The organism is Bartonella bennetti (assembly GCF_045945445.1).
GTDB lineage: Bacteria > Pseudomonadota > Alphaproteobacteria > Rhizobiales > Rhizobiaceae > Bartonella.
Map to the genome: position 1 here is coordinate 104,762 of NZ_CP174576.1, position 24,707 is coordinate 129,468.

General features: G+C 34.3%; 16 protein-coding genes and 2 tRNA genes. 11 read left to right on the plus strand and 7 right to left on the minus strand.

The genetic code is table 11. The features are described 5' to 3' along the window. Positions 1-45: 45 nt before the first annotated feature. The 3 genes from rpoH to ACJTDF_RS00505 form a co-directional block, all read right to left on the minus strand. Positions 46-921: an RNA polymerase sigma factor RpoH gene (gene rpoH / locus ACJTDF_RS00495; protein ID WP_407965668.1), complete on the minus strand. Its 876-nt coding sequence runs from the start codon at positions 919-921 to the stop codon at positions 46-48. A gap of 154 nt (positions 922-1,075) precedes the next feature. Next, the gene (locus tag ACJTDF_RS00500) at positions 1,076-2,077 is read right to left on the minus strand and encodes an RluA family pseudouridine synthase (protein WP_407965669.1); all 1,002 of its coding nucleotides are present in this window, start codon (positions 2,075-2,077) and stop codon (positions 1,076-1,078) included. 37 nt (positions 2,078-2,114) lie between these two features. Beyond that, positions 2,115-3,545 carry an aldehyde dehydrogenase family protein gene (locus tag ACJTDF_RS00505; RefSeq protein ID WP_407965670.1) on the minus strand — a complete coding sequence of 477 codons (1,431 nt, stop codon included), beginning with the start codon at positions 3,543-3,545 and terminating at the stop codon, positions 2,115-2,117. Positions 3,546-3,812: 267 nt separating this feature from the next. Between ACJTDF_RS00505 and ACJTDF_RS00510 the strand changes: the two genes are divergently transcribed. Continuing rightward, positions 3,813-6,407 carry a DNA translocase FtsK gene (locus ACJTDF_RS00510; RefSeq protein ID WP_407965671.1) on the plus strand — a complete coding sequence of 865 codons (2,595 nt, stop codon included), beginning with the start codon at positions 3,813-3,815 and terminating at the stop codon, positions 6,405-6,407. 467 nt (positions 6,408-6,874) lie between these two features. Here the strand turns inward: ACJTDF_RS00510 and mscL are convergent, their stop codons facing one another. Further along, positions 6,875-7,288 (minus strand): large conductance mechanosensitive channel protein MscL, encoded by a 414-nt coding sequence (gene mscL / locus ACJTDF_RS00515; RefSeq protein ID WP_407965672.1) that lies wholly within the window; start codon positions 7,286-7,288, stop codon positions 6,875-6,877. A 440-nt stretch (positions 7,289-7,728) separates the two neighbouring features. Between mscL and ACJTDF_RS00520 the strand changes: the two genes are divergently transcribed. From ACJTDF_RS00520 to pgl, 5 genes are all read left to right on the plus strand, one after another. Next, positions 7,729-8,817, plus strand: coding sequence for a quinone-dependent dihydroorotate dehydrogenase (locus ACJTDF_RS00520; protein WP_407965673.1), 1,089 nt, complete (start codon positions 7,729-7,731; stop codon positions 8,815-8,817). A gap of 102 nt (positions 8,818-8,919) precedes the next feature. Continuing rightward, positions 8,920-8,996: transfer RNA gene (locus ACJTDF_RS00525), tRNA-His, on the plus strand. Between the two features lie 175 nt (positions 8,997-9,171). Beyond that, positions 9,172-10,599: a glutamine synthetase family protein gene (locus ACJTDF_RS00530; protein WP_407965674.1), complete on the plus strand. Its 1,428-nt coding sequence runs from the start codon at positions 9,172-9,174 to the stop codon at positions 10,597-10,599. 11 nt (positions 10,600-10,610) lie between these two features. Beyond that, positions 10,611-11,894, plus strand: coding sequence for an NAD(P)/FAD-dependent oxidoreductase (locus ACJTDF_RS00535; RefSeq protein WP_407965675.1), 1,284 nt, complete (start codon positions 10,611-10,613; stop codon positions 11,892-11,894). Between the two features lie 603 nt (positions 11,895-12,497). Continuing rightward, positions 12,498-13,235, plus strand: a complete 738-nt coding sequence (gene pgl / locus ACJTDF_RS00540) for a 6-phosphogluconolactonase (RefSeq protein WP_407965676.1) — start codon at positions 12,498-12,500, stop codon at positions 13,233-13,235. Positions 13,236-13,573: 338 nt separating this feature from the next. Here the strand turns inward: pgl and folD are convergent, their stop codons facing one another. Then, entirely contained in the window at positions 13,574-14,473 is a 900-nt protein-coding gene (gene folD, locus ACJTDF_RS00545) for a bifunctional methylenetetrahydrofolate dehydrogenase/methenyltetrahydrofolate cyclohydrolase FolD (RefSeq protein ID WP_407965677.1), read from the minus strand. A 310-nt stretch (positions 14,474-14,783) separates the two neighbouring features. On the opposite strand from folD, the gene ACJTDF_RS00550 reads away from it, so the two are divergent. The 3 genes from ACJTDF_RS00550 (at position 14,784) to ACJTDF_RS00560 (ending at position 19,332) form a co-directional block, all read left to right on the plus strand. After that, a complete protein-coding gene (locus ACJTDF_RS00550; RefSeq protein ID WP_407965678.1) occupies positions 14,784-16,664 on the plus strand; it encodes an AsmA family protein in 1,881 nt (626 codons plus the stop codon). A 484-nt stretch (positions 16,665-17,148) separates the two neighbouring features. Then, positions 17,149-17,892, plus strand: a complete 744-nt coding sequence (locus ACJTDF_RS00555) for a 16S rRNA (uracil(1498)-N(3))-methyltransferase (protein WP_407965679.1) — start codon at positions 17,149-17,151, stop codon at positions 17,890-17,892. Positions 17,893-17,958: 66 nt separating this feature from the next. Beyond that, entirely contained in the window at positions 17,959-19,332 is a 1,374-nt protein-coding gene (locus ACJTDF_RS00560; protein WP_407965680.1) for a glutamate--cysteine ligase, read from the plus strand. Between the two features lie 351 nt (positions 19,333-19,683). Here the strand turns inward: ACJTDF_RS00560 and rpsU are convergent, their stop codons facing one another. Further along, entirely contained in the window at positions 19,684-19,917 is a 234-nt protein-coding gene (gene rpsU / locus ACJTDF_RS00565) for a 30S ribosomal protein S21 (RefSeq protein WP_078679857.1), read from the minus strand. Between the two features lie 1,193 nt (positions 19,918-21,110). On the opposite strand from rpsU, the gene ACJTDF_RS00570 reads away from it, so the two are divergent. Further along, positions 21,111-22,901, plus strand: coding sequence for a BID domain-containing T4SS effector (locus tag ACJTDF_RS00570; RefSeq protein WP_407965681.1), 1,791 nt, complete (start codon positions 21,111-21,113; stop codon positions 22,899-22,901). Positions 22,902-23,140: 239 nt separating this feature from the next. Here the strand turns inward: ACJTDF_RS00570 and ACJTDF_RS00575 are convergent. Then, positions 23,141-23,217 (minus strand) — tRNA-Arg (locus ACJTDF_RS00575). Between the two features lie 374 nt (positions 23,218-23,591). On the opposite strand from ACJTDF_RS00575, the gene ACJTDF_RS00580 reads away from it, so the two are divergent. Beyond that, on the plus strand, positions 23,592-24,704 hold the full coding sequence (locus ACJTDF_RS00580) for an efflux RND transporter periplasmic adaptor subunit (protein ID WP_407965682.1): 1,113 nt from the start codon (positions 23,592-23,594) through the stop codon (positions 24,702-24,704). Positions 24,705-24,707: the final 3 nt, after the last annotated feature.

Sequence of the window (24,707 nt, forward strand, 5' to 3'; positions counted from 1 at the left end):
TAGACCTATTTCGCAGTATGAATATGTTACGATGCCAAGTTTCTCTTATTTTTCAGATTTATGCAAACAAATGCGATTTTGTACTTTTTCAAATGCGCGTGCTTCAATCTGTCTAACACGCTCTCTGCTGATATTAAATTCATTCGAGAGTTCTTCTAGCGTTAGCGGTTCATCTCTTAAACGGCGTGCTTTAAAGATACGTTTTTCGCGTTCATTAAGATTATCCATAGCCTGTATTAACAAGGAATAACGATTCTCTAATTCATCTTGCTCAATTAAAATTTGTTCTTGGTTACTTGAATCATCAACCAACCAATCTTGCCATTCATAACTTTCACCTTTATTTGTAAGAAGAGGAGCATTAAGAGAAGCATCACCACTAAGTCGACGGTTCATTGATACCACTTCGTCTTCTGTAACTTTTAATCGTGTTGCAATTTCTTTCACTTGTTGTGCATTGAGATCACCACTATCAAGCATTTGCAATTTGTTTTTTAATTTACGAAGATTGAAAAAAAGACGTTTCTGATTAGCAGTTGTTCCTATTTTCACTAAACTCCAGGACCGTAAAACATACTCTTGAATTGATGCTTTAATCCACCACATTGCATAAGTCGCAAGACGAAAACCACGTTCTGGTTCGAAACGCTTAACAGCTTGCATAAGTCCAATATTTCCTTCTGAAATGACTTCTCCAATAGGTAAACCATAACCTCGATATCCTATTGCAATTTTCGCTACAAGACGTAAATGACTGGTTACCAATTTATGAGCCGCTTTTGGGTCATTATGCTCATGATAACGCTTAGCTAACATATATTCTTCTTGTGGCTCAAGTATTGGAAAACGGCGGATTTCTTCTAAATAACGGTTCAGACTATTATCATTTGCTATAAACGATGGTAAATTTATATGGGCCATACAGCACCCTCCTTTTGCATGAATTCCCTTAAAGGCGAATTTTATTTACAAACATTATATATATAACACGTTTCTTGTTTTATTTACACTTATAATTCGCAATTTTATTTGAAACTAGATATTTTATTATAAAATCTTGTAATGATTAAAGGTTTCAATTAAGTTTTTTTAAATAGTTGATAAGGTTAGTGAGATCTTTGGGAAATGGCGAGGAAAAAGACATAACTTTGCTGTTAGCTGGATGCTCAAAGGTAAGGCTAGTTGCATGAAGCGCTTGCCGATTGAACTGATCGATTATGTTTTTAATTTCAGGATCAAGAGTATTTGACTTTGTTTTAAAAGCATTTCCGTATACTTTATCTCCTATAAGGGGATGGCCAATATGCGCCATATGAACTCGAATTTGATGTGTGCGCCCGGTTTCTAGACGACATTCCAGAAGACTAGCTAAAGCTGTTGCATCATTACAAGCTCCGTATTTCTCTAATAAAGAAAAATGCGTAATAGCACGACGAGCATGAGTGTGCTCACTATGAACGACAGTGCGCTTTGTTCGATCACGGGAAGAACGGGCAAGGAATGTATCAATTGTCCCAATATTGCGATTAGGAGAGCCCCAAATGACAGCATGGTAACGTCGGTCTAATGCGCTGGTTCGTCCATGATCAGCAAATTGGGCATTAAGATTTCTATGAGCAAGGTCGTTTTTAGCAATAACCATAACACCGCTTGTGTCTTTATCAAGACGATGAACAATGCCAGGACGTTTAATACCTCCGATACCAGATAAACTATCGCTACAATGATAAATAAGTGCGTTTACTAAAGTACCTGTCCAATTACCATTGCCAGGATGAACAACAAGACCGGATGGTTTATTAATAACAATAACATGATTATCTTCAAATAAAATATCAAGAGCTAGAGCTTCACCTCGAGGTTGTGCGTCGTTAGGAGTAGGTATTGTCAATTCGATTATTTGATTAGATTTTAATTTTATTTTTGGTTCTTTTATTAATTGACTATCAATTTTTAAATAACCCTCGCGGATTAAAGTTTGCAAACGTGAACGTGATAATTCCCCTTTATATTGTTTAGCAAGCCATTGATCAATTCGTTGTCCACATGCATTTTCATTTGTTATATGTTGTGCCACTACATGATCCCTTTTTTGAGATTTTGATGGGATTTTTTTACCAATATGAAATCGCTTTGGTATCTAAAAATTCTTCAATTCCCCAACGTCCACCTTCACGAGCCCGTCCAGATTGTTTTACACCCCCAAAATAACTGCCATCAGGCAAATCGTATCCGTTAATTTCTACCATACCACAACGTAGTTGTGCAGCAATGCGTTGACATCTATTTCGATCTTGTGATTGTATATAATTGGTGAGACCATATTTTGTATCATTGGCTAAGGTTACAGCTTCTTCCTCTGTATTAAAGGGAATAATTGAAAGAACTGGGCCGAATATTTCTTCTCGGAAAATGCGCATATGTGGTTTTACATCAGCGAAGACTGTTGGTCGTACATAATAGCCCCGTTTCATACCTATAGGAAGACCTGTACCACCAGCGACAAGAATTGCTCCTTCGTCAATTCCAGATTGGATAAGGGCTTGAATTTTATCGTATTGTTGTTTTGATACAACGGGACCAATGTGATTCCCTGATTGATAACTTAGTCCTACCATTGTTTTTTCAGCAATATGTTGTGCTATTGTTACAGCTTTATTATAGATCGAATGTTCCACAAGCATACGTGTTGGTGCATTGCAGCTTTGCCCACTATTATGAAAACAGTTGTTTACGCCACGTTGAAGAGCATCAGCATCAGCATCAGCAAAAATAAGATTAGCCCCCTTTCCCCCCAGTTCTAAGCAGACGCGTTTTAAGGTATCACTAGCATTTTTAGAAATAGCTTTTCCTGCTCTTGTTGAGCCCGTGAAACTGATCATTTCTAAATCTGGATGTGAAGATAAATAAGAGCCTACGTTGGTTCCATCACCGTTGATTAAATTAAAAACCCCAGCAGGTAAAGCAGCTTCATCTAAAATTTCAGCGAAAAGCATTGCAGAAAGAGGAGCAAGTTCAGAGGGTTTTAAGATCATAGTACAGCCAGCCAATAACGCAGGAATGACTTTTAAAGTTATTTGATTCATGGGCCAATTCCATGGTGTAATCAATCCGACGACACCAATAGGATCGTATTGCAAGATTGCATGGTTATAGTCTTTTATTAAAACTTGTTGAAAAGAAAAATCTTTGAAAGCTTTGATAAAATTGCGAATATGGTAGCTACCGGCAGCAGTTTGAGAATTTCGCGCCATATCAATAGGTGCACCCATTTCCATTGAAATAGTTTTGGCGATATTTTCGGAGCGTTTTTCGTAAATTTCTAAAATTTTTTCAATAAAGGCAAGACGTTGCTCTGGTGTAGTTGTTTTCCAATTTTGAAAAGCATTTTTGGCAGCAGTAATTGCTTTATCTACATCTTTGACATTCCCAACACTGATAACAGCACAGATTTCCTCTGTTGATGGGTTAATAACATGAAGATCATTGTTTGTACTCGGGTTTTCCCATAGACCGTTGATATAAAATTGTCTCTTATTTAGCATAATCTATTTACCATTTCTTTGTCTGCAAATTGCAGAGTACAGCTTGCTTTTGTAACAAGAGGCTCTTCACTGAAATGCGAACGGGTTTAAAGTAAAGGAATAATACCATACTACCATATCAGTGATTGTATTTTTCTTTAATTAAATTCTTTTATTTCGAATTAAAAAAATTGACCGTTGGCAAAAGGTTATTAACTTTCATAATATAACATTTATATATTCTCATTGTAAAATAGTTATTTTCATTTCTATAATTTGTTGGGTATTATGCGTCATTTGGAAAAAAAATCTATTTCTACGTCTTTTCCTGCTGATAAAAGTACAGAAGATGTATCAAAAAAAAATTCATCAGCTAATGTTGTTGAAATACTTTCTTATCCTGCGGTGTGGAAAAAAGCATTTTCTCTTGGGCAGAACGTACGTTTCACTCGAACACCAGAAGTGGAGATCTTACGTCGTCGTATAGAAACAGATCCAATTTTTGCAAAACAATTTAAAGGTTTTGCAGAGAAAAAGCAGCAAAGACTTACAAATATAACAAAATTGGATAAAGTAGCAATGGAACCTCAATTGACAGAGAATGAAATGAATATTTCGTTGTCTGAAAAGAAAGCATCGCTTTATTCTTCAGCTGCTTTTAAGCAATTTATACAACAGACTATGGTTACACCAATTGAAGAAAATAGAGCACATCATTCATCTTTGGTAGAAGTAGAAAATGTAACCCAAAAAACAGATCATACATTGTATCTATCTAATTATTTATCTGATGATGCATTTTTTGAGTGTGATTCTTTTACATTAGGAAAAATTAATCAGAAGGCTTCAAGAGAAGAAATATCAGTTAATTTTATTCATAGTGAAGATTTATTAGAGACTGATTCTGTCGTTGATGAATCAATTACTGCTTTTTATCGTGTGCTTGAATGTCGTTATCCTCAGCTTTGTAATATGAGTGTATCAAAAGATTCAACAGGAGAGATAAAGGATTCTGAGAAAACTTTTGATATGAATTGTGCGGAAAGTGAAGTTGTTCAAGAGATTCAAATGTGTCACGTTGAATCTTTTTTGAAGGACGAAGATAATGAAGGTAATAAAGAAGTTGTAAAGAGACAAGATTCATCTGTTGTTGAAGAATCTATTCATGAAATAAACAATATAATGGATACTGTAGCGCATAATGACTCGCTTCATGTTATTGATTGCATAACGGCAAGAGAGAATACAGTAGACGTTTCTCTAATGAGCAAAAAAGAAAGTGAACAGAAAACTACGAGTATACCGTTTCGTGGTCATGATTCAGCTTTTGTACCAAGTTTTCATTCTGTAAACTGCAATGCTTATGAATTTCCTCCAATTGATTTATTGCAAGAGCCTGTTTTTCAGGAAGGTGCAATTATTTCGCAGGAAACATTGGAGTGTAGTGCAGGACTTTTGGAAAGCGTTTTAGAGGATTTTGGCATTAAGGGTGAAATTATTCATGTTCGCCCAGGACCAGTGGTGACAATGTACGAATTTGAACCAGCTGCTGGGGTTAAATCATCGCGGGTTATTGGTCTTTCTGATGATATTGCTCGTTCTATGTCTGCTATTTCTGCTCGTGTTGCTGTGATTCCTGGACGGAATGTTATTGGAATTGAGTTGCCAAATGCAGTTCGTGAGACTGTTTATTTGCGCGAATTAATTCAATCAAGTACTTTTAGTGATAGTGAATTTAAATTAGCTCTTGCTTTAGGGAAAGGGATTAATGGTGATCCTGTAACAGCAGAATTGGCAAAAATGCCCCATTTGTTAGTTGCTGGAACGACAGGATCAGGAAAGTCAGTTGCTATTAATACAATGATTTTGTCGATTCTTTATCGACTTTCGCCAGAGCAATGTCGTTTGATTATGGTTGATCCTAAAATGCTGGAACTTTCTATTTATGATGGTATCCCACATCTTCTAACACCTGTTGTAACTGACCCCAAAAAAGCTGTGACGGCTTTAAAATGGGTGGTTCGTGAAATGGAAGAGCGTTACCGAAAAATGGCTAAATTGGGTGTACGTAATATTGATGGTTTTAATGCACGGATTGCACTTGCTGTGGAAAAAGGTGAAACAATTATGTGTACTGTACAGTCGGGCTTTGATAAGGAAAGCGGAGAAATACTTTATCATGAAGAAACTATGGATTTGACACAGTTGCCTTATATTGTAGTTATTGTTGATGAAATGGCAGATCTCATGATGGTGGCTGGTAAAGAGATTGAAGGTGCTATTCAACGTTTAGCACAAATGGCTCGGGCTGCTGGTATTCATCTTATTATGGCTACGCAACGTCCTTCTGTGGATGTGATTACGGGCACAATTAAGGCAAATTTTCCTACCCGCATTTCTTTTCAAGTTACATCGAAAATTGATAGTCGTACAATTTTAGGTGAACAAGGTGCTGAAACCCTTTTAGGGCAGGGAGATATGCTTCACATGGCTGGTGGTGGCCGTATTGTGCGTGTGCATGGACCTTTTGTTTCTGATAAAGAAGTAGAATCAGTTGTTGCACACCTTAAAAAGCAGGGAAAACCTGATTATTTAACAACAGTAACGGATAGTGAGGAGAATGATAACGATGCTGAAATTGCTGATTCTGTTTCTGAAATTGTTTCAGTAGGAAGTTCTAGCGAAGATGGTGAAGAGCTTTATGTACAAGCGGTTAAAATTGTATTGCGTGATAAAAAATGTTCAACATCTTATATTCAGCGTCGTCTTGCAATCGGCTATAATAAAGCAGCTTCTCTTGTAGAAAGAATGGAAGAGGAGGGTATTGTTGGGGCAGCCAATCATGTAGGAAAACGTGAAATTTTGCTTAGTAAGTGCAATTAAAGACAATATTAAAATCCTATAACTATCAGATCTATATTAGGAGCTAAATGTTCATTTTTTTAAGCGCGAGCATGATTCCGCGCTTATTTTTTTATCGTGAATTTTCATAAGATTAAATAAAGAGTGACAAAGCAGAAAGACTATTTGAAGATTTCAGTTCAATAACTTGTTATCCATCTATTCTTATAGAGGAAAAACGTACTTCAAAATGTAATGAGAGATAACAGTTAACAATAGAATATGATAAAGAAATTGTACGAACGATTCAACTTTATGATCAAATAGATAGTAGGTATTGTGACAGTATATTTACGGAAACTGGCTTGGGTTTCATTAGTTATCAGATAGTGTTAGAAGAGATCGGGAGCCAAACTTATTATTTTTAAAACTTAATCACGGAACAAAGGTAGGAACAAAGATAGAAATTATTGTTTTTGTATTCCATGATTAAAGTTATGTGTGTGAACTTATTTTTTATCGGCTAATAGGTCTCGGATTTCTGTTAAAAGTTTCTCTTCAAGAGACATATCTGTTGGATTTTCTGCTTCTTTTTGTTGGCGGCGAATTTTATTGGTTCCTTTGACAAAAAGGAAAAGAATCCAAGCAATAATCAGAAAATTGATAAGAAGTGTTATAAAATTTCCGTAGCTAATGGTTGCACCTGCTTCTTTCGCAGCATGTAGAGTCGCTTTTTTTTCACCAGCGAGTTGAATAAACATATTAGAGAAGTCAATGCCACCTGTGATAAGACCAATTACTGGCATAAAAATATCGTTAACAATTGAATTAATTAGACCACCAAAAGCGCCTCCTATAATGACACCGATAGCTAAATCAATCATATTTCCTTTTAGAGCAAATTCTTTGAATTCTTTAAGCATTGTGTTTTCCTATTTATATCTGCGATGTATAACAATTTTAACTATCGCTTTTAATAAAAAAGAAAAGAGTAATTTTAATTTTCTTGATCAATTATAATGTAAATATCAACAATATTTTACAAAATTCTTATGATAAATGAAAATTCTCTAATGAATGTTTCATTTTAGGTTAATATTAAAGGTATTTTATATTAAAATAGCTATATTAAAAATCATGAATTATGAAAATATGTGAGATGTATAAACTCACCTCAGTGATTTATCTAACTTTTTTCCAATATTTATAGAGTAAAGTTAATCACTTAGTGATATTGTACATTTTTGTACTATAGAGATTTATTTCCTCATTTATATGCTATTTTGTCTTTATTGGTGGTTTTTGATGTGCAAAAATTTCAATAAAATGCAAAAGATAGATTTTATCGTATAAAGGCAGTTTCATGAGTTTTTTTCGTTGTATTGGTCGTTCCGCTTTATTTATGTTAGATCCAGAGCGCGCGCATCGTTTAGCTATTTCTGGACTAAAAAGTGGATTGGGTTGTTGTCAGAAGATTTTTGATAAGCGCTTATGTGTCAATATTTTAGGACTTGCATTTGAAAATTTTATTGGTCTTGCTGCAGGTTTTGATAAAAATGCAGAAGTTGTAGATTCTATTTTACGCTTAGGGTTTGGTTTTACTGAAATTGGTACAGTTACACCAAAACCACAAGTTGGAAATCCAAAACCACGGCTTTTCCGTTTGATAGAAGATGAAGCTATTATTAATAGAATGGGCTTTAATAATGACGGATATCAAATTGTTTATCGTAAGCTTTGTGCGCGTAAACGAGTTGGTATTGTAGGAGTCAATATTGGTGCGAATAAGGATACAGTAAATAGGATTGATGATTATGTTTCTGGTATTTCTTACTTTTACAGTGTTGCTGATTATTTTGCGCTTAATGTTTCTTCTCCTAATACACCAGGCTTACGTAATTTACAGATACGTGATAGCTTGCGTTTTTTGATTCAGGCAATTTCGCAAGCACGCAGCGAACAAAAGGAAAAACATGGATTCTCTATTCCAATTTTTTTGAAAATTTCTCCTGATTTGACGGAGAAAGAATTGGATGATGTGGCTCAAGAAATAAGTGCTTCTGATTTTGATGGTTTAATTGTTTCTAACACGACTCTTTCACGTCGAGGACTTACGGATAACAGATGGGCTGCTGAAGAAGGTGGGCTATCAGGGCGTCCATTATTTGAACGTTCTACTATTGTTCTTGCAAAAATGCGTAAAAAATTAGGGAAAAATATTGCAATCATTGGTGTTGGTGGTGTGAGGGATGCACAAACAGCTTTGGAAAAAGTTAAAGCTGGCGCAGATTTGATACAAATTTATAGTGGAATGATTTATGAAGGACCAAATATTGCTGTGACCATTATGAAAGAAATTTTGCAGTTGATGCAGCAAGATGGTACTGATAATATAAAAGCTTATCGTGATTATCATGTTGACAATTGGGCAAAATGCGCACTTTCTTTATAATAAAATTTTTGTTTTTTGATAAAAAGTGTAAGTTTTTTTTAAAGAGGCTTGCAAACTCTTTTGATCTTCCGTATGTCACACAAACAAAAAGTAAGTATTTATGCGGTTGTAGCTCAGCTGGTTAGAGCGCTGGTTTGTGGCACCAGAGGTCGTAGGTTCAAATCCCACCAACCGTACCATCTCACACTATTTTAGTAAATTAAACGGTGTTTTGGAAAACCGTTAGATGTATTTATCTTGATAAACGTTATTACATTCTTTAAATAAAAATTAAGCTGAGCAATTTTTGCATAATAGATTATATAAAATTATGTTATAACAAAGAGAGCTTAATTTTTCTTGAATTGGCGTGTTATGACTTTGAAAAATGATAAACAGATGAAGAACAAAAATTGTAAGTCTATTTCTGATTTTCTCAACAATTTACGTGGTGTAAAAGATTGGGAGCAAGTTTCACAATGGCTTGCATTCCGAAACGTAGAAGATATCGAGTGTATTACACCCGATCAGGCAGGGGTAGCACGTGGCAAGATGATGCTTTCTAAAAAGTTCACATCAGATACATCATTAGCGTTACCTTCATCTGTTTTTATGTCAACAATTTCAGGAAATTATCCTGAAGATGGCAACGGTTTTGAATATCCAAAAGCAGATGGTGATTTACGCCTTGAGCCTGATCTTTCTACATTGACCATTGTACCGTGGGAAGAGGCTCCTACAGCACAAGTGATTTGTGATATTATCTATCAAAATGGACAGACTGTTGAGTATACTCCGCGTAATGTTTTGAGGACAGTGGTTGATTTTTATACTCAGATGGGTTTAAAGCCAGTTGTTGCACCAGAAATTGAATTTTATTTTGTGCAAAAGAATCCCGATCCTGATTATCCTTTGGTATCTCCAGTTGGTCGTTCTGGGCGTGCAATTGGAGGAGGACAGGGATATTCGATTGCTGGTGTGAATGAATTTGATGAGGTAATTGATGATATTTATCATTTTTCTGGAGCACAAGGATTGGAAATTGATACACTTATTCATGAAGAAGGAGCAAGCCAATTTGAAATTAATTTACGTCATGGGGATCCTATTGAATTAGCTGACCAAGTTTTTATGTTTAAACGAACTATCCGTGAGGCAGCACTTAAACATAATATGTATGCAACGTTTATGGCAAAGCCTATCCAGGGGCAGCCAGGATCTGCTATGCATATTCATCAATCTGTTATAGATCAAGAAACAGGTGTGAATATTTTTACAGAAGAGGATGGTGGAGAAAGTATATATTTTCACTACTTTATTGGTGGATTACAAAGACATATGGCAGCAGCTCTTGTTATGCTTGCTCCTTATGTTAATTCTTACCGACGTCTCATGCCTGGAATCTCAGCACCGGTTAATTTGCGATGGGGATATGATAATCGTACAACAGCTTTTCGTGTGCCACGTTCTGTTCCACAGAGTCGGCGTGTTGAGAATAGAATTCCTTCATCAGATACTAATCCTTATTTGGCACTTGCAGCTTCTTTGGCTTGTGGTCTTATTGGCTTGCAACAAAAACTTGAGCCGGATAAACCAACAACAAAAACTGTAAATTCTCATAATATTGAATTACCACGTGGCCTCGTTGAAGCTGTCAATTTATTTGAACAAGATAAAGAATTGCGTGCTATTTTAGGAGATACATTTGTAAGCACTTATGCCGCTATTAAACGACAAGAGTTTGAAATTTTTATGGAAGTTATTAGTCCGTGGGAGCGTGAATATCTTCTGCTGAATGTTTAAGTATTTCTACTATGAGCGACTATAATCCCATTTCTCCTGGAGATTCTTGGTATGAAGATACTTTAGAAGAACGTCCTTCGTATCCATTCATTGATGAACAAGCACAGTGTGATGTGGTTATTATTGGAGGTGGCTTTACGGGGCTTTCAGCTGCTTATCACTTAGCTAAAAATGGAGTTAGTGTTATTTTATGTGAGGCATCGCGTTTTGGCGATGGGGCTTCTGGACGCAATGGAGGGCAATTAGGAACAGGGCAACGGCAATGGGTAGAAACGTTAGAGAAAAAATATGGTTTTGAACGAAGTAAAGCACTGTTTGATTTAGCTGAAGAAGCTAAAAGAGATATTTTGTCTTGGTGTATTAGACCTGATTGTAAGATTGATTTTATGATAGGGCAGCTTTCAGTTATCCATAAAAAACGTGAAATTATAGCTTATCAGCAGCATGTTGAGACATTGCAGCGTTATGGTTACTCTGGTCTTACTTTTATGAATAAAAATGAAACCGCTGAGCGACTTGGTTCATCTTTTTATCACGGTGGTCTCTATGACGCAGAAACTGGTCATATCAATCCTTTGAAATTTGTTGTTTGGTTAGCAAAAAAAGCAAAAAAGGCTGGTGCTAAACTTTATGAAAAAACACAAATAACAGGAATAGAACGAAAGGGAAATCAGTATGTAGCAATAACAGAGCGGGCGAATATTAGGGCTGAGAATGTTTTATTAGCAACCAATGCCTATAAACTTGGACTTCAGCATTTTGTTGAGAAAAATATTGTTTCTATTCGCTCATATATTGGAGCAACTGAGCCGTTACCAAAGCATAGTTCGATTCTTTCAAATGGTGAAGCAGTAGATGATTCTCGTTTTATGGTTCGTTATTTTCGCAAAAGTATTGATAATCGCTTATTATTTGGGGGGGTAGAAAGTTATGATCATCGGTATCCGATTAACTTAAATGAGCGTATATATCGACAAATTATTGAAGTTTATCCTCAATTACGGTTTATAAATTTGACTCATTGTTGGGGAGCAACAGTAGCAATTACAGTTGAACGTATGCCCTATGTTCGCCAAATTATGCCAGGTGTTACTTATTGTGGTGGATATTCAGGGCATGGGGTTATGCTAGCTCCCTTTATAGGGAAATTATATGCTGAATGGTTATCTGGAAAGCATGAGCGTTTTGCATATTTTCAAGATTTAAAAATTTCTTCTTTTCCAGGTGGAAAATTTTTGCGTTATCCACTTATATTTTTAGCCATGAATTGGTTTTCGTTGATGGATCATTTTTAATTAGTCATGATTTGAAATGAGGAAAGTTAATGAATTATTTTGCATCTATCTGCTTTGTAGCATGGGTTTTTGTAAGACTGTATTTATGTGATTTATGAAAAGAGGTAAGTGATAGAGAAATATTATAGTTTATAAGATTATGTTTGATAATTTTTCATTGACGAAGACAATTTTTTATTTATCGATAGATAAGAATATGCCTGAATTTTTTGTGATTTTAAAACTTATTTTTCATAATATTTTTAATATGAATGTAGAAAAAAGTCTCATTGGTTAATTACTTATCCATTATTTGATAAAGGAAGATTCAGTTTCAACAAGTCTGTAGTTTTATTATATATCATGAGATTTGAATTTTCAGATGCGTTTTCTGAGGATAATTTTTAGTGCTTTTGAATACTTATTTGTTGGCGCTATGTGCAAATAAAGCATTGTTTGTGCATTGTGATGAAATTGTTGGATTGATCCAATTCTTAAAGAATGGAAGACAATCAGACCCTCTATGCATTAGCATAATTCTGGTTTATTGAGAGGATATTTGTTTTAACTATTTTGAATGAACGTGATAGGTGCGCATAGAATAACTTATTTGGGGCGATAATTATGTATGAAATGAATATCAACCGTTTAAATTTTGAAACACCTTCTACTTTAGCATTAGCATTAACGGATAGGGTTGCAGCAGAGCTTAGTGTTTCTATTCTTGAGCGTAAACAAGCAGTTTTAGCTGTTTCTGGTGGGAAGACATCAGAACTGTTTTTTCATTACTTGTCAAAAGTTGATATTGATTGGCAAAATATCATTATAACTTTGGTTGATGAGCGTTTTGTATCTATTAGCGATGAGCGTTCAAATGAATATTGTGTGCGGCACCATTTATTACAAAATTTTGCTTCTAAAGCACGTTTTATAGGGCTTTATCATAAAGCAGTAACTGCTGAGCTTGCTGCTTTTTCAGCTGCTAATCGTGTGAATACCTTGCCTATGCCGTTTGACGTTATTGTTTTAGGAATGGGTATTGATGGACATACTGCTTCTTTTTTTCCAAATAGTGATCGTTTGGAGCAAGCACTTGACTTACAATCACAAGCACTTGTTTTACCTATTTATGCAAAGAGTATTGCTGAGCCAAGATTGACATTGACTTTGCCGGTTATAATTCAATCTCGTTTTATTGCTCTTCATTTTGAAGGATTTCAAAAATACGCTTGTTTCGAAGAAGCTTGTCGAAATGGATCTGAAATGGAAATGCCTATCAGAGCAGTTTTACATCACGCACAGCATCTCGTTCAAGTTTATTGGTCTCCTGCAGAAAATGAAGTACAAGAAGCAAAAAAGTAATGAAAGTATTTTAGGAATGAAATGCTCTTTCTTATAATTAAATGTGCAAATTAATAAGAAATTGAGATAATTTTTCGGAGACAATTTCTATGGTAATGAATTGCTAAAAGATGTGCGAATTAGGAGGCTTTCATTATAAATGATTGTAGATAAAAGATAATCGAGCACCGGAATGATCACATTACTAGACCTTTTAAATAATGAATATAATACCGAATATGTCTGCTGTTATGTGTTAATTAACGCGTTGCACAGCTTAAGAAATATTTTCTATTATGATGTTATTAAAATATAAAAGAAATAATTTATCATTCATGTAATGAAGGTACGTACAATTTTTAGAATTCTGGTACAGGTAATTTGTGGGCTCGGGCGGCAGCTTTAAGTGTATTAACCATAAGCATGGCAATAGTCATAGGACCAACACCTCCTGGTACAGGGGTGATAGCCGCGGCTTTTTCCTTAACTTCTTCAAAATCAACATCGCCAACAATATAGGTTGTTATTTTGTCCGTTTTTGATGTTGCAATTCGATTAATACCAACATCGATAATAATAGCTCCTTTTTTGACCCATTCTTTTTTAATCATCTTGGGATGACCAACAGCTACTACTAAAATATCAGCACTACGGCATATTTCATCAAGATCACGGGTACGACTATGTGCAATCGTTACTGTAGCATTGGCTGCTGTTAAGAGGGCTGCCATGGGTTTACCAACAATATTAGAGCGTCCGACGATGACAGCATCCAGACCGGATAAATCTTTGCCACATTTTTGTTGGATCATCATCATAATACCAGCTGGTGTACAAGGAACTATTGTGTCTTCAAAGACATTTGCTGTGAGTTTTCCTATATTTATGTAGTGGAAACCATCAACGTCTTTCTGGAAAGCAATATTTTGCGTTACATTGTTTGTATTGATATGAGCAGGAAGAGGAAGTTGCACCAAAATGCCGTGGATTTTAGGATCAGAATTTAACGTTTCGATAAGTTGAAGGAGATCTTTTTCTTGTGTTTCTTTGGAAAAGACATGTTTGATTGAAAGGAAGCCACATTCTTCAGCTTTTTTACTTTTTGATGAAACATAAATTTGGCTTGCAGGATCATCTCCTACAAGAATAACAGCGATACCAGGTTGTATTTTATGACTATCGTAGAGTTTTTTTGTTTCATTTTTAACTTTAACCAGAATGTCTTCGGCAAGTTTTTTCCCGTCAATAATATTATCCATAAGAGGAATCCTTTCGATAAGGCTGTTTGGCTTTATATAAAGCATTTGCTGATAATAAAATAGAGTTTATAACAATGTTTAAGTTAGGGTAAAAAAGGTAGTGAAATGGTTCTCATATATTTTGAAGATATTTAAAAATAAATTGTTTGCTGAAAAGGTAATGATATCGCTGTTCCAATAAAATTTCGATAAAAGTGGAAATAATTGAACTGTTAATATGTATAATAGACTTCAAGAGTATAAAAATCTTTCTGCACTTCGTTATATTTGATTTTAGTTTGTGTTAAGAACGAGAGCTTAGAGGAAAATTGTGTGCATTAAAATAATAAAATTTTTAAGTGGGATTTTTATCGCAATTGTTTTTTTAGGTGGGGCTGCTGTTATTATTTTGCCCTATATTGTATCAACAGATGCGATTCGTATCCGTTTAGCACAGGATTTAAGTGTATGGACTGGCTATAATGTTCAATTACGCGATCCTCCAAGATTAAAAATTTTTCCTTATCCAAAAGCGTTTCTTTCAGGAGTTACTTTAACGCCAAAAATTGAAAATGTTGCACCTTTAATGGAAGTAGAATCAATAGAAGTTGATCTTTCTTTAGTTTCTCTTCTTTGGGGACATATTTCTTTTTCAGAAACGCGAATTATGTATCCCAAATTTGTTATGGATAAACCTGTTAAAACAGTATCTGATTTTTTTGATACACTTTTGCGGTCGCAAGGTGCATTAGGTTTGGCAATACAGAATGCTCGTGAAGTTATTAAGTTTAATCCTGATAATCCAGATATAGCAAGCCTTTTAAATCAACCTTTTGGACGTATTGTTATTGAAAATGGTACGCTGATGTATCGTGACGGTGTTTCTAGTGTAATGGAACAAATAACAGAGTTAAATGCATCGATAGATTGGCCTGGATTAACACAGGCATTGCAATTTCGTGCCAAAGCACGTTGGCATGGAGAGCTAACGGAATTATTAATGAATGCTGATCAAGCTTTGTTTCTTTTGGCAGGAGGTAAAAGCTCACTTAAGATAAGTTTTAATTCTGTGCGTGGTGGTATAACATTTGAAGGACAGGCAAGGTTATCTGAATATTATATTTTTGATGGAAAGGTTTCACTACGTTCTCCCGGTTGGGATCAGACAGTAGCATGGATCGGTGGCAATCAGTTTTGGGGGCATGAGTTGAAAATACCTATTGTGTGGGAATCTCATTTTTTAGCACAGCCGGCGCGTATTCGAATGAACAATGTTATATTTATGATGGGTACAGCAAATGCGCGTGGAGCTTTAGAATTTGATTTTAAAAATCATGTACCTATTCTTATTGGATCTTTAGGTTTTGATAAGCTTGATTTTAACATGATGAAATCATTATTTTTTTGCTCTAAACAGGAAAATGAATTTTTTAATCTAGCTTTTTTAAATCAGATAGGGTTAGATGTACGGCTTTCAGCACCACAAGCGAAAATAGGTAATATTGCACTTACTGATTTGGCAGCCGCAATACAAATTAAAAACGGATATGGCATTTTTGATCTTGGAAACGTGAACATTTTTGGTGGTTCTATTCAAAGCAATATCCAGATTATTCCAGATAGTAAAAAAACACATATTAAAGTAAGCGCTTCAGGTACTTCTGTTGATGCACAGACCATTCTATTAGCTTTAGGACTTACTCCATTTGTACAAGCCAAAACAAATTTTATTATGACAATACAGATGTTTCCTAGTTGTTGGTCAAAAATTCTTACTCAGATGCAAGGGCAGTTAACATTGAATATGCTCTCTGGTCAAGTGGTGGGATATAATCTGAATGATTTACAAAATAAATTTTCAAAAAATGAACAGTTTCTTTTAATGCATAATCAGAAGCATTCAACAGATTTTGATCGTTTGGATATTAAGGCGAAATTTTCAGATGGTACAATATTTGTAACAGAAGCATTAATGCATACTACAGATTGGAATTTGTTTATTCATAGAGCAACAGAAATTTTTGATACTAAGAATGGACAGAATGATGTTATATTACGAGCAAAATTACAGAAAAATAATCGTTCAGAGACTATATGCAAAGATATCGAGTGTCTCACTAATAGTCTTGAACAACCTTTAATTTTTTCATTCAGTCCTACAGAGAAAATTTTCGGCAATTTTTTCATCAAGAAAAATATTAATGAAAACTAGTATTTTTTTCATTATTATTGGTAATGTAGAGAATTTTTAGGAAATATTGTCTTATATAAAATTCTAAGAATATGCTTATGTGTATGTATTTATGCTGGTGTATGTCTATTGAAGTGAGTGGAAATACAGTAGCCATCTTGGATAATTACACAATTCTCATCTGCTCCAACTGAGCTAATTCCTATAGTAACTAGAATAAAGACTAGAATTGAGGTAATAGTGATAATTGTAGCTTTTTGAATAGACATATTTTTCTCCAATTATAAGGTAAGCTATTAAGTATAATACTGTGTATTATTAATTATGAATTTTTATGAAATTAAAAATTGTTTAACATTCTATTTGTTCCAGCTATATCTTATAAAAGTAAAAAAAATTCTATCTTTCTTTCATAATTTAGTTTTATAGATTTCATTTTTCTGTTGATTTTTCTTTATTGCTGCATTCTTTTGACGATTCTAAAAAGCTTTGGTACAAGTTTTTTATGCGTGCAAATTATAAATTAAAAAGACTATTTGTTCGGCAATTATTGGCTTTAAACGAAGAAATAGTAATAGAGGGTCAACAAGCTTCTTATCTTATGCATGTTTTGCGTATGAAAGAAGGCGCTGAGATTTTGCTTTTTAACGGGCAGGATGGTGAATGGCTTGCCAAGCTTATTTTTATTAAAAAAAAAATTGTGGTGGCTCACCTTATTCATCAGGAAAGGCCGCAGACGACACATTCGGATCTTTTTTATTGTTTTGCCCCCCTTAAGCATATGCGTTTGGATTATATGATACAAAAAGCTGTAGAAATGGGGGTATCTGTTTTATATCCTGTTATAACGCATCATACACAAGTTACTCGTATTAATATGGCGCGTATAGAGGCTAATATTATAGAAGCCGCTGAACAATGCGGTATTTTATCTTTGCCAAAATGTGCACCTGCTGTATCATTAGAAACATTTTTAGAAAATTGGGATAAAACGTGTGCTTTATTTTTTTGTGATGAGTTGAACGAATCCTATAATCCAATTTCTTTTTTTAAAAAACATGGAACAAATCCGCTGGGTGTTCTTATTGGTCCAGAAGGTGGATTTAGTGAAGAGGAGAGAGTTTTTTTGAAGAGATATCCTTTTGTATTTTCTGTGTCATTAGGCCCGCGCATTTTGCGTGCTGACACTGCAGCTGTTGCTGCATTAACTCTTGTTAATGCTACGATGAGAGATTGGTTAATTGGTTAAGACACTTGCAATATCATCCAAAACAATTCATTTAATAGCATACTTAATAATAGGATAAAATAATTGATGGCACTTGATACAACCGACAAAAGTGAAATTAATAGCTTAGATTCTTTAGTTAGTTATTTCGAAGAAGGCTGTAAAACAGAGGATGATTGGTGTATCGGAACAGAACACGAAAAGTTTCCATTTTACGTAGATGGTTTCCGTCCTGTTCCATATGAAGGTGCAAGAGGAATCCGAGTGTTATTGGAAAGAATGCAAGGAGCTTTAGGATGGGAAGCTATTTTAGATGAAGGGAATATTATTGGACTTCTAGGATCAGTGGATCAAGGTGCTATTTCTTTAGAACCTGGGGGGCAGTTCGAATTATCTGGAGCACCGCTGAAAACAATTGGTCATACTTATTGTGAAGTTATGAAGCATTTAGAACTTCTCAAAAAAATTTCACAGCCGCTAGGTATTGGTTTTTTAGGTATGGGCGCTAGTCCAAAATGGACATTAGATGAAACACCAAGAATGCCCAAGTCGCGTTACCAAATTATGACCAATTATATGCCAAAAGTTGGTCATGGTGGCCTTGATATGATGTATAGAACAGCAACTATTCAGGTGAATCTTGATTTTTCATCTGAGGCTGATATGCGACGGAAAATGCAAGTAGCAATGAAGTTACAATCTATTGCAACAGCATTATTTGCCAGTTCTCCTTTTACTAAGGGGTGCCCAAATGGTTTTTTATCTTGGCGTTCTCATGTTTGGCATAATACTGATAATCAGAGAACAGGAATACTCCCTTTCGTATTTTCTGAGTGTTTTGGTTTTTCTGATTACGTTGAATGGGCACTTGATGTACCAATGTATTTCGTTGTGCGTGATGGGCATTATTATGATTGTACGCATATAACTTTTCGTCAATTTATGAATGGCGCTTTAAGAAGGGAGATTGCGAATTTAGCACCGACTATAGGAGATTGGATTAATCATTTATCGACTTTATTTCCAGAAGTACGGTTAAAACGCTTTTTGGAAATGAGAGGTGCTGATGGTGGTTCTTTACAGCATATTTGTGCATTATCTGCTTTTTGGGTTGGTCTTCTTTATGATAGTGAGGCACTGAATGAAGCAGAAGCTCTGACAAAAGATTGGTGTTTTGAAGAAGTTGTAGAAATGCATACACGCGTTGCTAAAGAGGGACTAAAAACACCTTTTCGTCAAACTATAATTTTAGAATTAGCACGTCACGCTCTTGCTATTTCACGTAAAGGTTTAAAAAATCGTCAGCAGTATGATACTGATGGTTTTGATGAGACAGATTTTTTAGCTCCTTTGGAGGAAGTAGTAGCAATGGGGCGAACAAATGCTGATAAATTTTTATCTAACTATCATTCTATTTGGGGTAAGTCTGTGGAACCAGTGTTCTTAGAGTATGCTTACTAAATTATTTAAAATAAAAAAGCTCTTTTTGTTAATACTTTACATACTTTAATTAATATTTATTTAGCATAGCCTCACATTTGACTGATTTAGAATTATAAGCACAATATTTATATAAAAATAAGAATACAAAGCTTGATTGACACGAAGAATCATAAAAAGCGCTTTGTTTACAGTTACCTTATCTTATGAGGCTACTTTACTAGTTTAATGAAAAAAACCTAAAAAATAATCAAATTATTTTATAATACTTAACCATAAAATCAGATAATTTACATTAAAAAAGCAAGCACAGATTTCCACTTCTGTTTATGCTTTAGTTAAACTGCTGTATTACAGCAATAAATAATATATTTATCGCGTAGAAAAAGCACGATTGCCACTGATTAGTCCTTCTCTTTGTGCATGTTTACGAGCAAGTTTACGTGTGCGACGAATAGCCTCTGCTTTTTCACGAGCACGCTTTTCTGATGGTTTTTCATAGTATCCACGCATCTTCATTTCACGGAAGATACCTTCACGTTGCATCTTCTTTTTCAACGCACGCAGCGCTTGATCAACATTATTATCACGAACGAGTACTTGCACAACTTATCCTGCTTTGTTTCAATATTAAAAATAAATGAGCAAAAAATAAAATCTCTTAAAACTACTAAGTAAAAAGAGTACTAGAACATATACCATATAAATAGGATGCTTGTCTATATTGCTTTTCAAAAACTCTATTCTTTTTGCTATCAATTGCTAACATGCTTTCTATTCCATGAAATAGCCGTCATTGTGATATTGAAAAGAGTAATGGTAGTCTTATCGGCATTATGATTTTGCGGATATCGGAAGACGATAATTTGCACGTTAGAATGGATTTCAATTTGTTAGGAACTTCAGATGGAGTTCGCTCCAACACACTTAAGAAAAAATAGAAATTCATATGCAATGTGGTGAATGAAGCAGATATTTAAAAATACGTGTTTATTGAAAAATTTTGTCATGAAAGTTCAAGATAAAGAACTCATCATACTCTTCTAGAATTGTCCGTTTCTTTATGTCATAGTGCATTTAGGTGGTTACTTTAGTGTATGGAAAAGCGACAGCATGATCACTTTTCAAACGATCGATAATCCTTTTTTAACAGTAGAAGCAGATATCGATATTATCTTGAAAATCCTCAAATAATAGGCGATGTCAAGTTTCTAACAAGAAACAATTAATCTAAAACTCAATCTATATTTGAAAAATCGTTAGTAACACTGTTGAAAAAGATAATAATATCTTTCTTGCTGATCGTGTATTCTAGATATTCTTTTAAGAGTTATATATACGGTCCGTAGAAGTTATGTTTGCTTCGTTCCAATTCAAGTGTTTCTACAACCATTGTATTTCAGGTAAATGATGCGACAACATCTACAGGTATTTTAAAAAAATCGACACTTTATTTTTGCTAAGGCATCCATTATCTAAAAATTCATTTCTACGTAATTGATTTAGAAACAACAAACATTAATATTTTTAAATATATATTGATTTTTTATAGAAATTATACTCATAATATTAATAGTAATTTCTATTAGAAATAGAAATTTTATTTAATAAAATTATTTATTAATAAAAAATACTTAATCTATTGTAAATTCAGAATTAAATTTTCTTAAATTATAAATTTACAATATAAAATTTATGTTGTATTGGCAATAAAGTACATATTGATAATAATTAAAAAATATGTAAATTTATTTCGATATTTTTATAAGAATAATTAATAGATTTTAAGACAAAAAGAAATGCCTACAAATTGTAAAGAAATTTTAAATTATTATACGCTTCTTAAAAGCGCCAACAAACACCAAAGATTCTGTGAAGTATTTGATATAGTTTTCAATGTTGCTATGCTTGATAGTTGCTATGTCTCTCCTGAGACTCTCCGAATTGTGGGAGGATATGCGTGCAGGAATTATCCATTAACGCAATTTAATGATTTAATGGATCATTTTAGTAAAAAAAATATTGTCACGATAAAATATCAAGATGAATTGCAGAGTGTGAGTGTTCAGAAAAGATGTGCGCATGATGTAATACAAGCGAGTGTTAATCTGAAAGAAGAGCCACTGCCAGAAAAATTTGATTCCTCTTATCTAAAATATCTTCATAAGCGCTTGTTTGAAAATACATTTGAATGGGCTGGTTGTACCCGAGAGCTTCCATTTACATTTTCAGATGGTACAGTTGAGATGAATTCAACATTAAAAATACCTGACCTGAAGTGCTCTATAAGCAGTGATAAAGTTAAAAGCGGTTTAGAAGAAATTGATCGAATACTTGCCGAGAAAAATAGTTTGAAAGGTTTATCACGTGAAGAATTTGTTCGTGAAGCATCAACAATATTTTCTCGCTTGTATAATATATATCCTTTCAGGAATGGAAATGGACCCGTAAACCGTATATTTTTTGAAAAAATGGCAGAGGCCGCAGGGCATAGACTTGATTTCTCAGTTATAACAAACCAACGTTGGAAATATGCCCGTTATGCTGCATTATCATTTAATAAAGATGACGAAACTGCTATACACGATCTTTTTGAAGATATCTCTAATCCAGAAAAAGTAAATATTTTAAAAGAATTCATACAATATGAAAATATGACCACAGATATCAGAGATAAGTTTATTGTAGCAGCAAAACCAGGTTTTACTTATACAGGTCTCTATAGAGGTTGTAGCGGAGATTCTATTATGCTTATGGTAGATGATCTCATAATAGATGATCAGTATGTTTTATGCAAAAAAGATTATATTGCGCCGAGAGCAGTAAAGACATTGCGGCTTGGTGATAGGATTACTTTTACAGTTCCAACGTCCAAAAAAATTGTTGAAAATGTTCTCATTCCAGAAGAAAAAGTGCCCTCTTTAACGGAAAAAGAGATTATTTCAAAAATTCTAAAAAATGGCTCCGTCCAAAGGGCTATGCAAAGAATCAGAAGTTTATCAAAATGTGTCTATAGAAGCCCGGAAATGTTGGAGAAGGATATAAATCTGATTCATGTAGCTTCAGGTCTCGGTGAAGAGCATATCAGACAGCATGTGAGTCTTTTTAAATATAAGTTTGCAGGTACGACAATATTAGGTGTCGACAATCCAGCGCGCAAACAAGCTAAGATAGATTACTTTAAGCTCGAGCAAGCAGTCGATGATTATATAAGTACTGTAATTTTTACTAGAGAAAGAGTTCTGCAAAGACATCAAGAACAACAAGAACGTTGCCAAGGAATGGTAAAAATGCCTAGTCAAGTGCGAAATATCCTTTCTTTATCTGAAGAAAATCAGATCAAAGCCTTAAATGCCAATCCTTCCCTTCACGAAGAGATTAAAGATCTTGTGAATAAAGTTAAAGATCGCCTTTCATCATGGGAGTATGAAGTACTTGAGAAGGGATATTATGTTAAGTTTGCTGACAGTATAGGTATATCAGTAAGTAGAGCGCGGGAAGTTACAGCAATTGTTAAGAAAGCTCACAAAGTATGTCAGCTAACCAGAAACAGGGATCATGACTCGAAAACGATGAGTATAGTCTGTTAGAAATATAAAAGCTTTTACTTTTTTATATTCATGGGTGAGTACTTTTTATAAAGTATCTATGTAAGACGCTCGTACTTGTCTCTATTATAATAATCTAAAGTGCAATAATTCTTTAAAGAAACTTTGTTTGTAGTACTTATGAAAGGAAGATGTAAAGCCCTACTTCTTTACCTTTAATTATATTATCCTGACTATTCAAAAAGTATAAACGAAATTAACATATTATTCACAAAACCTATTGGCGCACCCGAAGAGATTCGAACTCCTGACCCCCAGATTCGTAGTCTGGTGCTCTATCCAGCTGAGCTACGGGTGCACACTTAGTTTTTTTAGTTAGAATATTGGATTCTTAATTGTTTCGTTAGTGAATTACAAGTGAAACTTGGTAAAAATAAAGATTTTTATCTGTTAGTCCATTATATATTGTTGTCGAAATACTGTTGTAATTTCTCGATTGCTAGAAAGTCTCTGCATAGTACTTATATCATTGTGTCATAGTAAAGTTCCAATATGAACGATAGTTAACTTGACGGTCTGATCTACGAAAGATAGTCAAGTGTAAATGAGATACGTTTTTGTGATGAGAGTTTAAGAGATACTATCTGTAATTTGGTTTTTGATAAAACTTAAATATTACATAAAATTATTTCATACAGATGTGTACATTCATTATAAATCAAGGATAGAGGTATGAGATTGTGGAAAAAGATTGTTCCATTGGTACTTTTAGCTTTCGTTTTGATTATTTCTTATTGTAAGTCTAAATATAGTTTAGAGAGCTCTATTTATGCAGTGAAACAAGCAAAAAATGTACCGCATAAAACACTAAAATCACCGACAAATATGTCGGCAGCGAAAGTTATTGTTGATTCTGTTAAGATTGAAAATTTTAGTGAAAAGCTCAATTTAATTGGCAATGGAAGAGCTATTGCAACAGTAGGATTAACTCCCTGGTCGGCAGGTGTTGTTGATAAACTTTTTGTATCAGCTGGAGAAAAAGTGCAAGCTGGTGATTTGATTGCAAAACTTGATTCTAAAAAGGAAGAAATAGCGGTTGCAAGAGCGAAGGTACAACGTGACAATAGTGCTTTAACGCTTTCGCGTATTCTTAAGTTACGTGCTACTAATACAGCAACAGAAGTTCAAGAACTTACAGCGCGCTTAGAGCTAGATAATGCAAATTTGGCTTTGCGTGATGCTGAATTAGCACTTGATCGACGGACGATTTGTACACCAATTAGCGGAATTGTTGGTATTTTGCCTATTGATGTAGGGAATGCTGTTGCTCTTAATACTGAAATAGCTCGTATTGAAAATAGAGAGCGCATTTTAATCGATATATGGGTACCTGAACAATATGCATCACGTATTAACAAAGGAGATGAAGTAGTTGTAACTTTAACAACACAGTCGAGTGAGACTTTCGTTGGTTATATTTATGCGATTGATAATATAGTTGATGTTGCAAGCCGCACATTTCGTGTTCAAGTTGAGATCGAAAATAAAAAAGATACACTTATGTCTGGTATGTCTTTTTCTGTTACATTGCAATTCGATAGCGGTTTATTTCCTGTTGTTAATCCTCTAGCCGTTCAATGGGATAGTAAAGGGTCATTTGTATGGCGTGTAAGAGAAGATAAGGTAGAACGTATTCCAATATCGATTATTAAGCATAAAACAGATCAAATATTTGTGAAAGCTTTTTTAGAAAATGATGCTCAAGTTGTTATACAAGGGGTACAAACGCTTTATCCAGGTAGGAGTGTCATTATTGAAGACTCAAAAGGTTCCAATAGTAATTAAGTA

Coding starts and splice junctions, on each gene's coding strand:
- ACJTDF_RS00580 (WP_407965682.1), top strand. CDS start 23,592: ATGAGATTGTGGAAAAAGATTGTTCCATTGGTACTTTTAGCTTTCGTT.
- folD (WP_407965677.1), bottom strand. CDS start 14,473: ATGGATAATATTATTGACGGGAAAAAACTTGCCGAAGACATTCTGGTT.
- mscL (WP_407965672.1), bottom strand. CDS start 7,288: ATGCTTAAAGAATTCAAAGAATTTGCTCTAAAAGGAAATATGATTGAT.
- ACJTDF_RS00560 (WP_407965680.1), top strand. CDS start 17,959: ATGGCACTTGATACAACCGACAAAAGTGAAATTAATAGCTTAGATTCT.
- ACJTDF_RS00570 (WP_407965681.1), top strand. CDS start 21,111: ATGCCTACAAATTGTAAAGAAATTTTAAATTATTATACGCTTCTTAAA.
- ACJTDF_RS00520 (WP_407965673.1), top strand. CDS start 7,729: ATGAGTTTTTTTCGTTGTATTGGTCGTTCCGCTTTATTTATGTTAGAT.
- ACJTDF_RS00510 (WP_407965671.1), top strand. CDS start 3,813: ATGCGTCATTTGGAAAAAAAATCTATTTCTACGTCTTTTCCTGCTGAT.
- ACJTDF_RS00535 (WP_407965675.1), top strand. CDS start 10,611: ATGAGCGACTATAATCCCATTTCTCCTGGAGATTCTTGGTATGAAGAT.
- ACJTDF_RS00530 (WP_407965674.1), top strand. CDS start 9,172: ATGACTTTGAAAAATGATAAACAGATGAAGAACAAAAATTGTAAGTCT.
- rpoH (WP_407965668.1), bottom strand. CDS start 921: ATGGCCCATATAAATTTACCATCGTTTATAGCAAATGATAATAGTCTG.
- pgl (WP_407965676.1), top strand. CDS start 12,498: ATGTATGAAATGAATATCAACCGTTTAAATTTTGAAACACCTTCTACT.
- ACJTDF_RS00505 (WP_407965670.1), bottom strand. CDS start 3,545: ATGCTAAATAAGAGACAATTTTATATCAACGGTCTATGGGAAAACCCG.
- ACJTDF_RS00555 (WP_407965679.1), top strand. CDS start 17,149: ATGCGTGCAAATTATAAATTAAAAAGACTATTTGTTCGGCAATTATTG.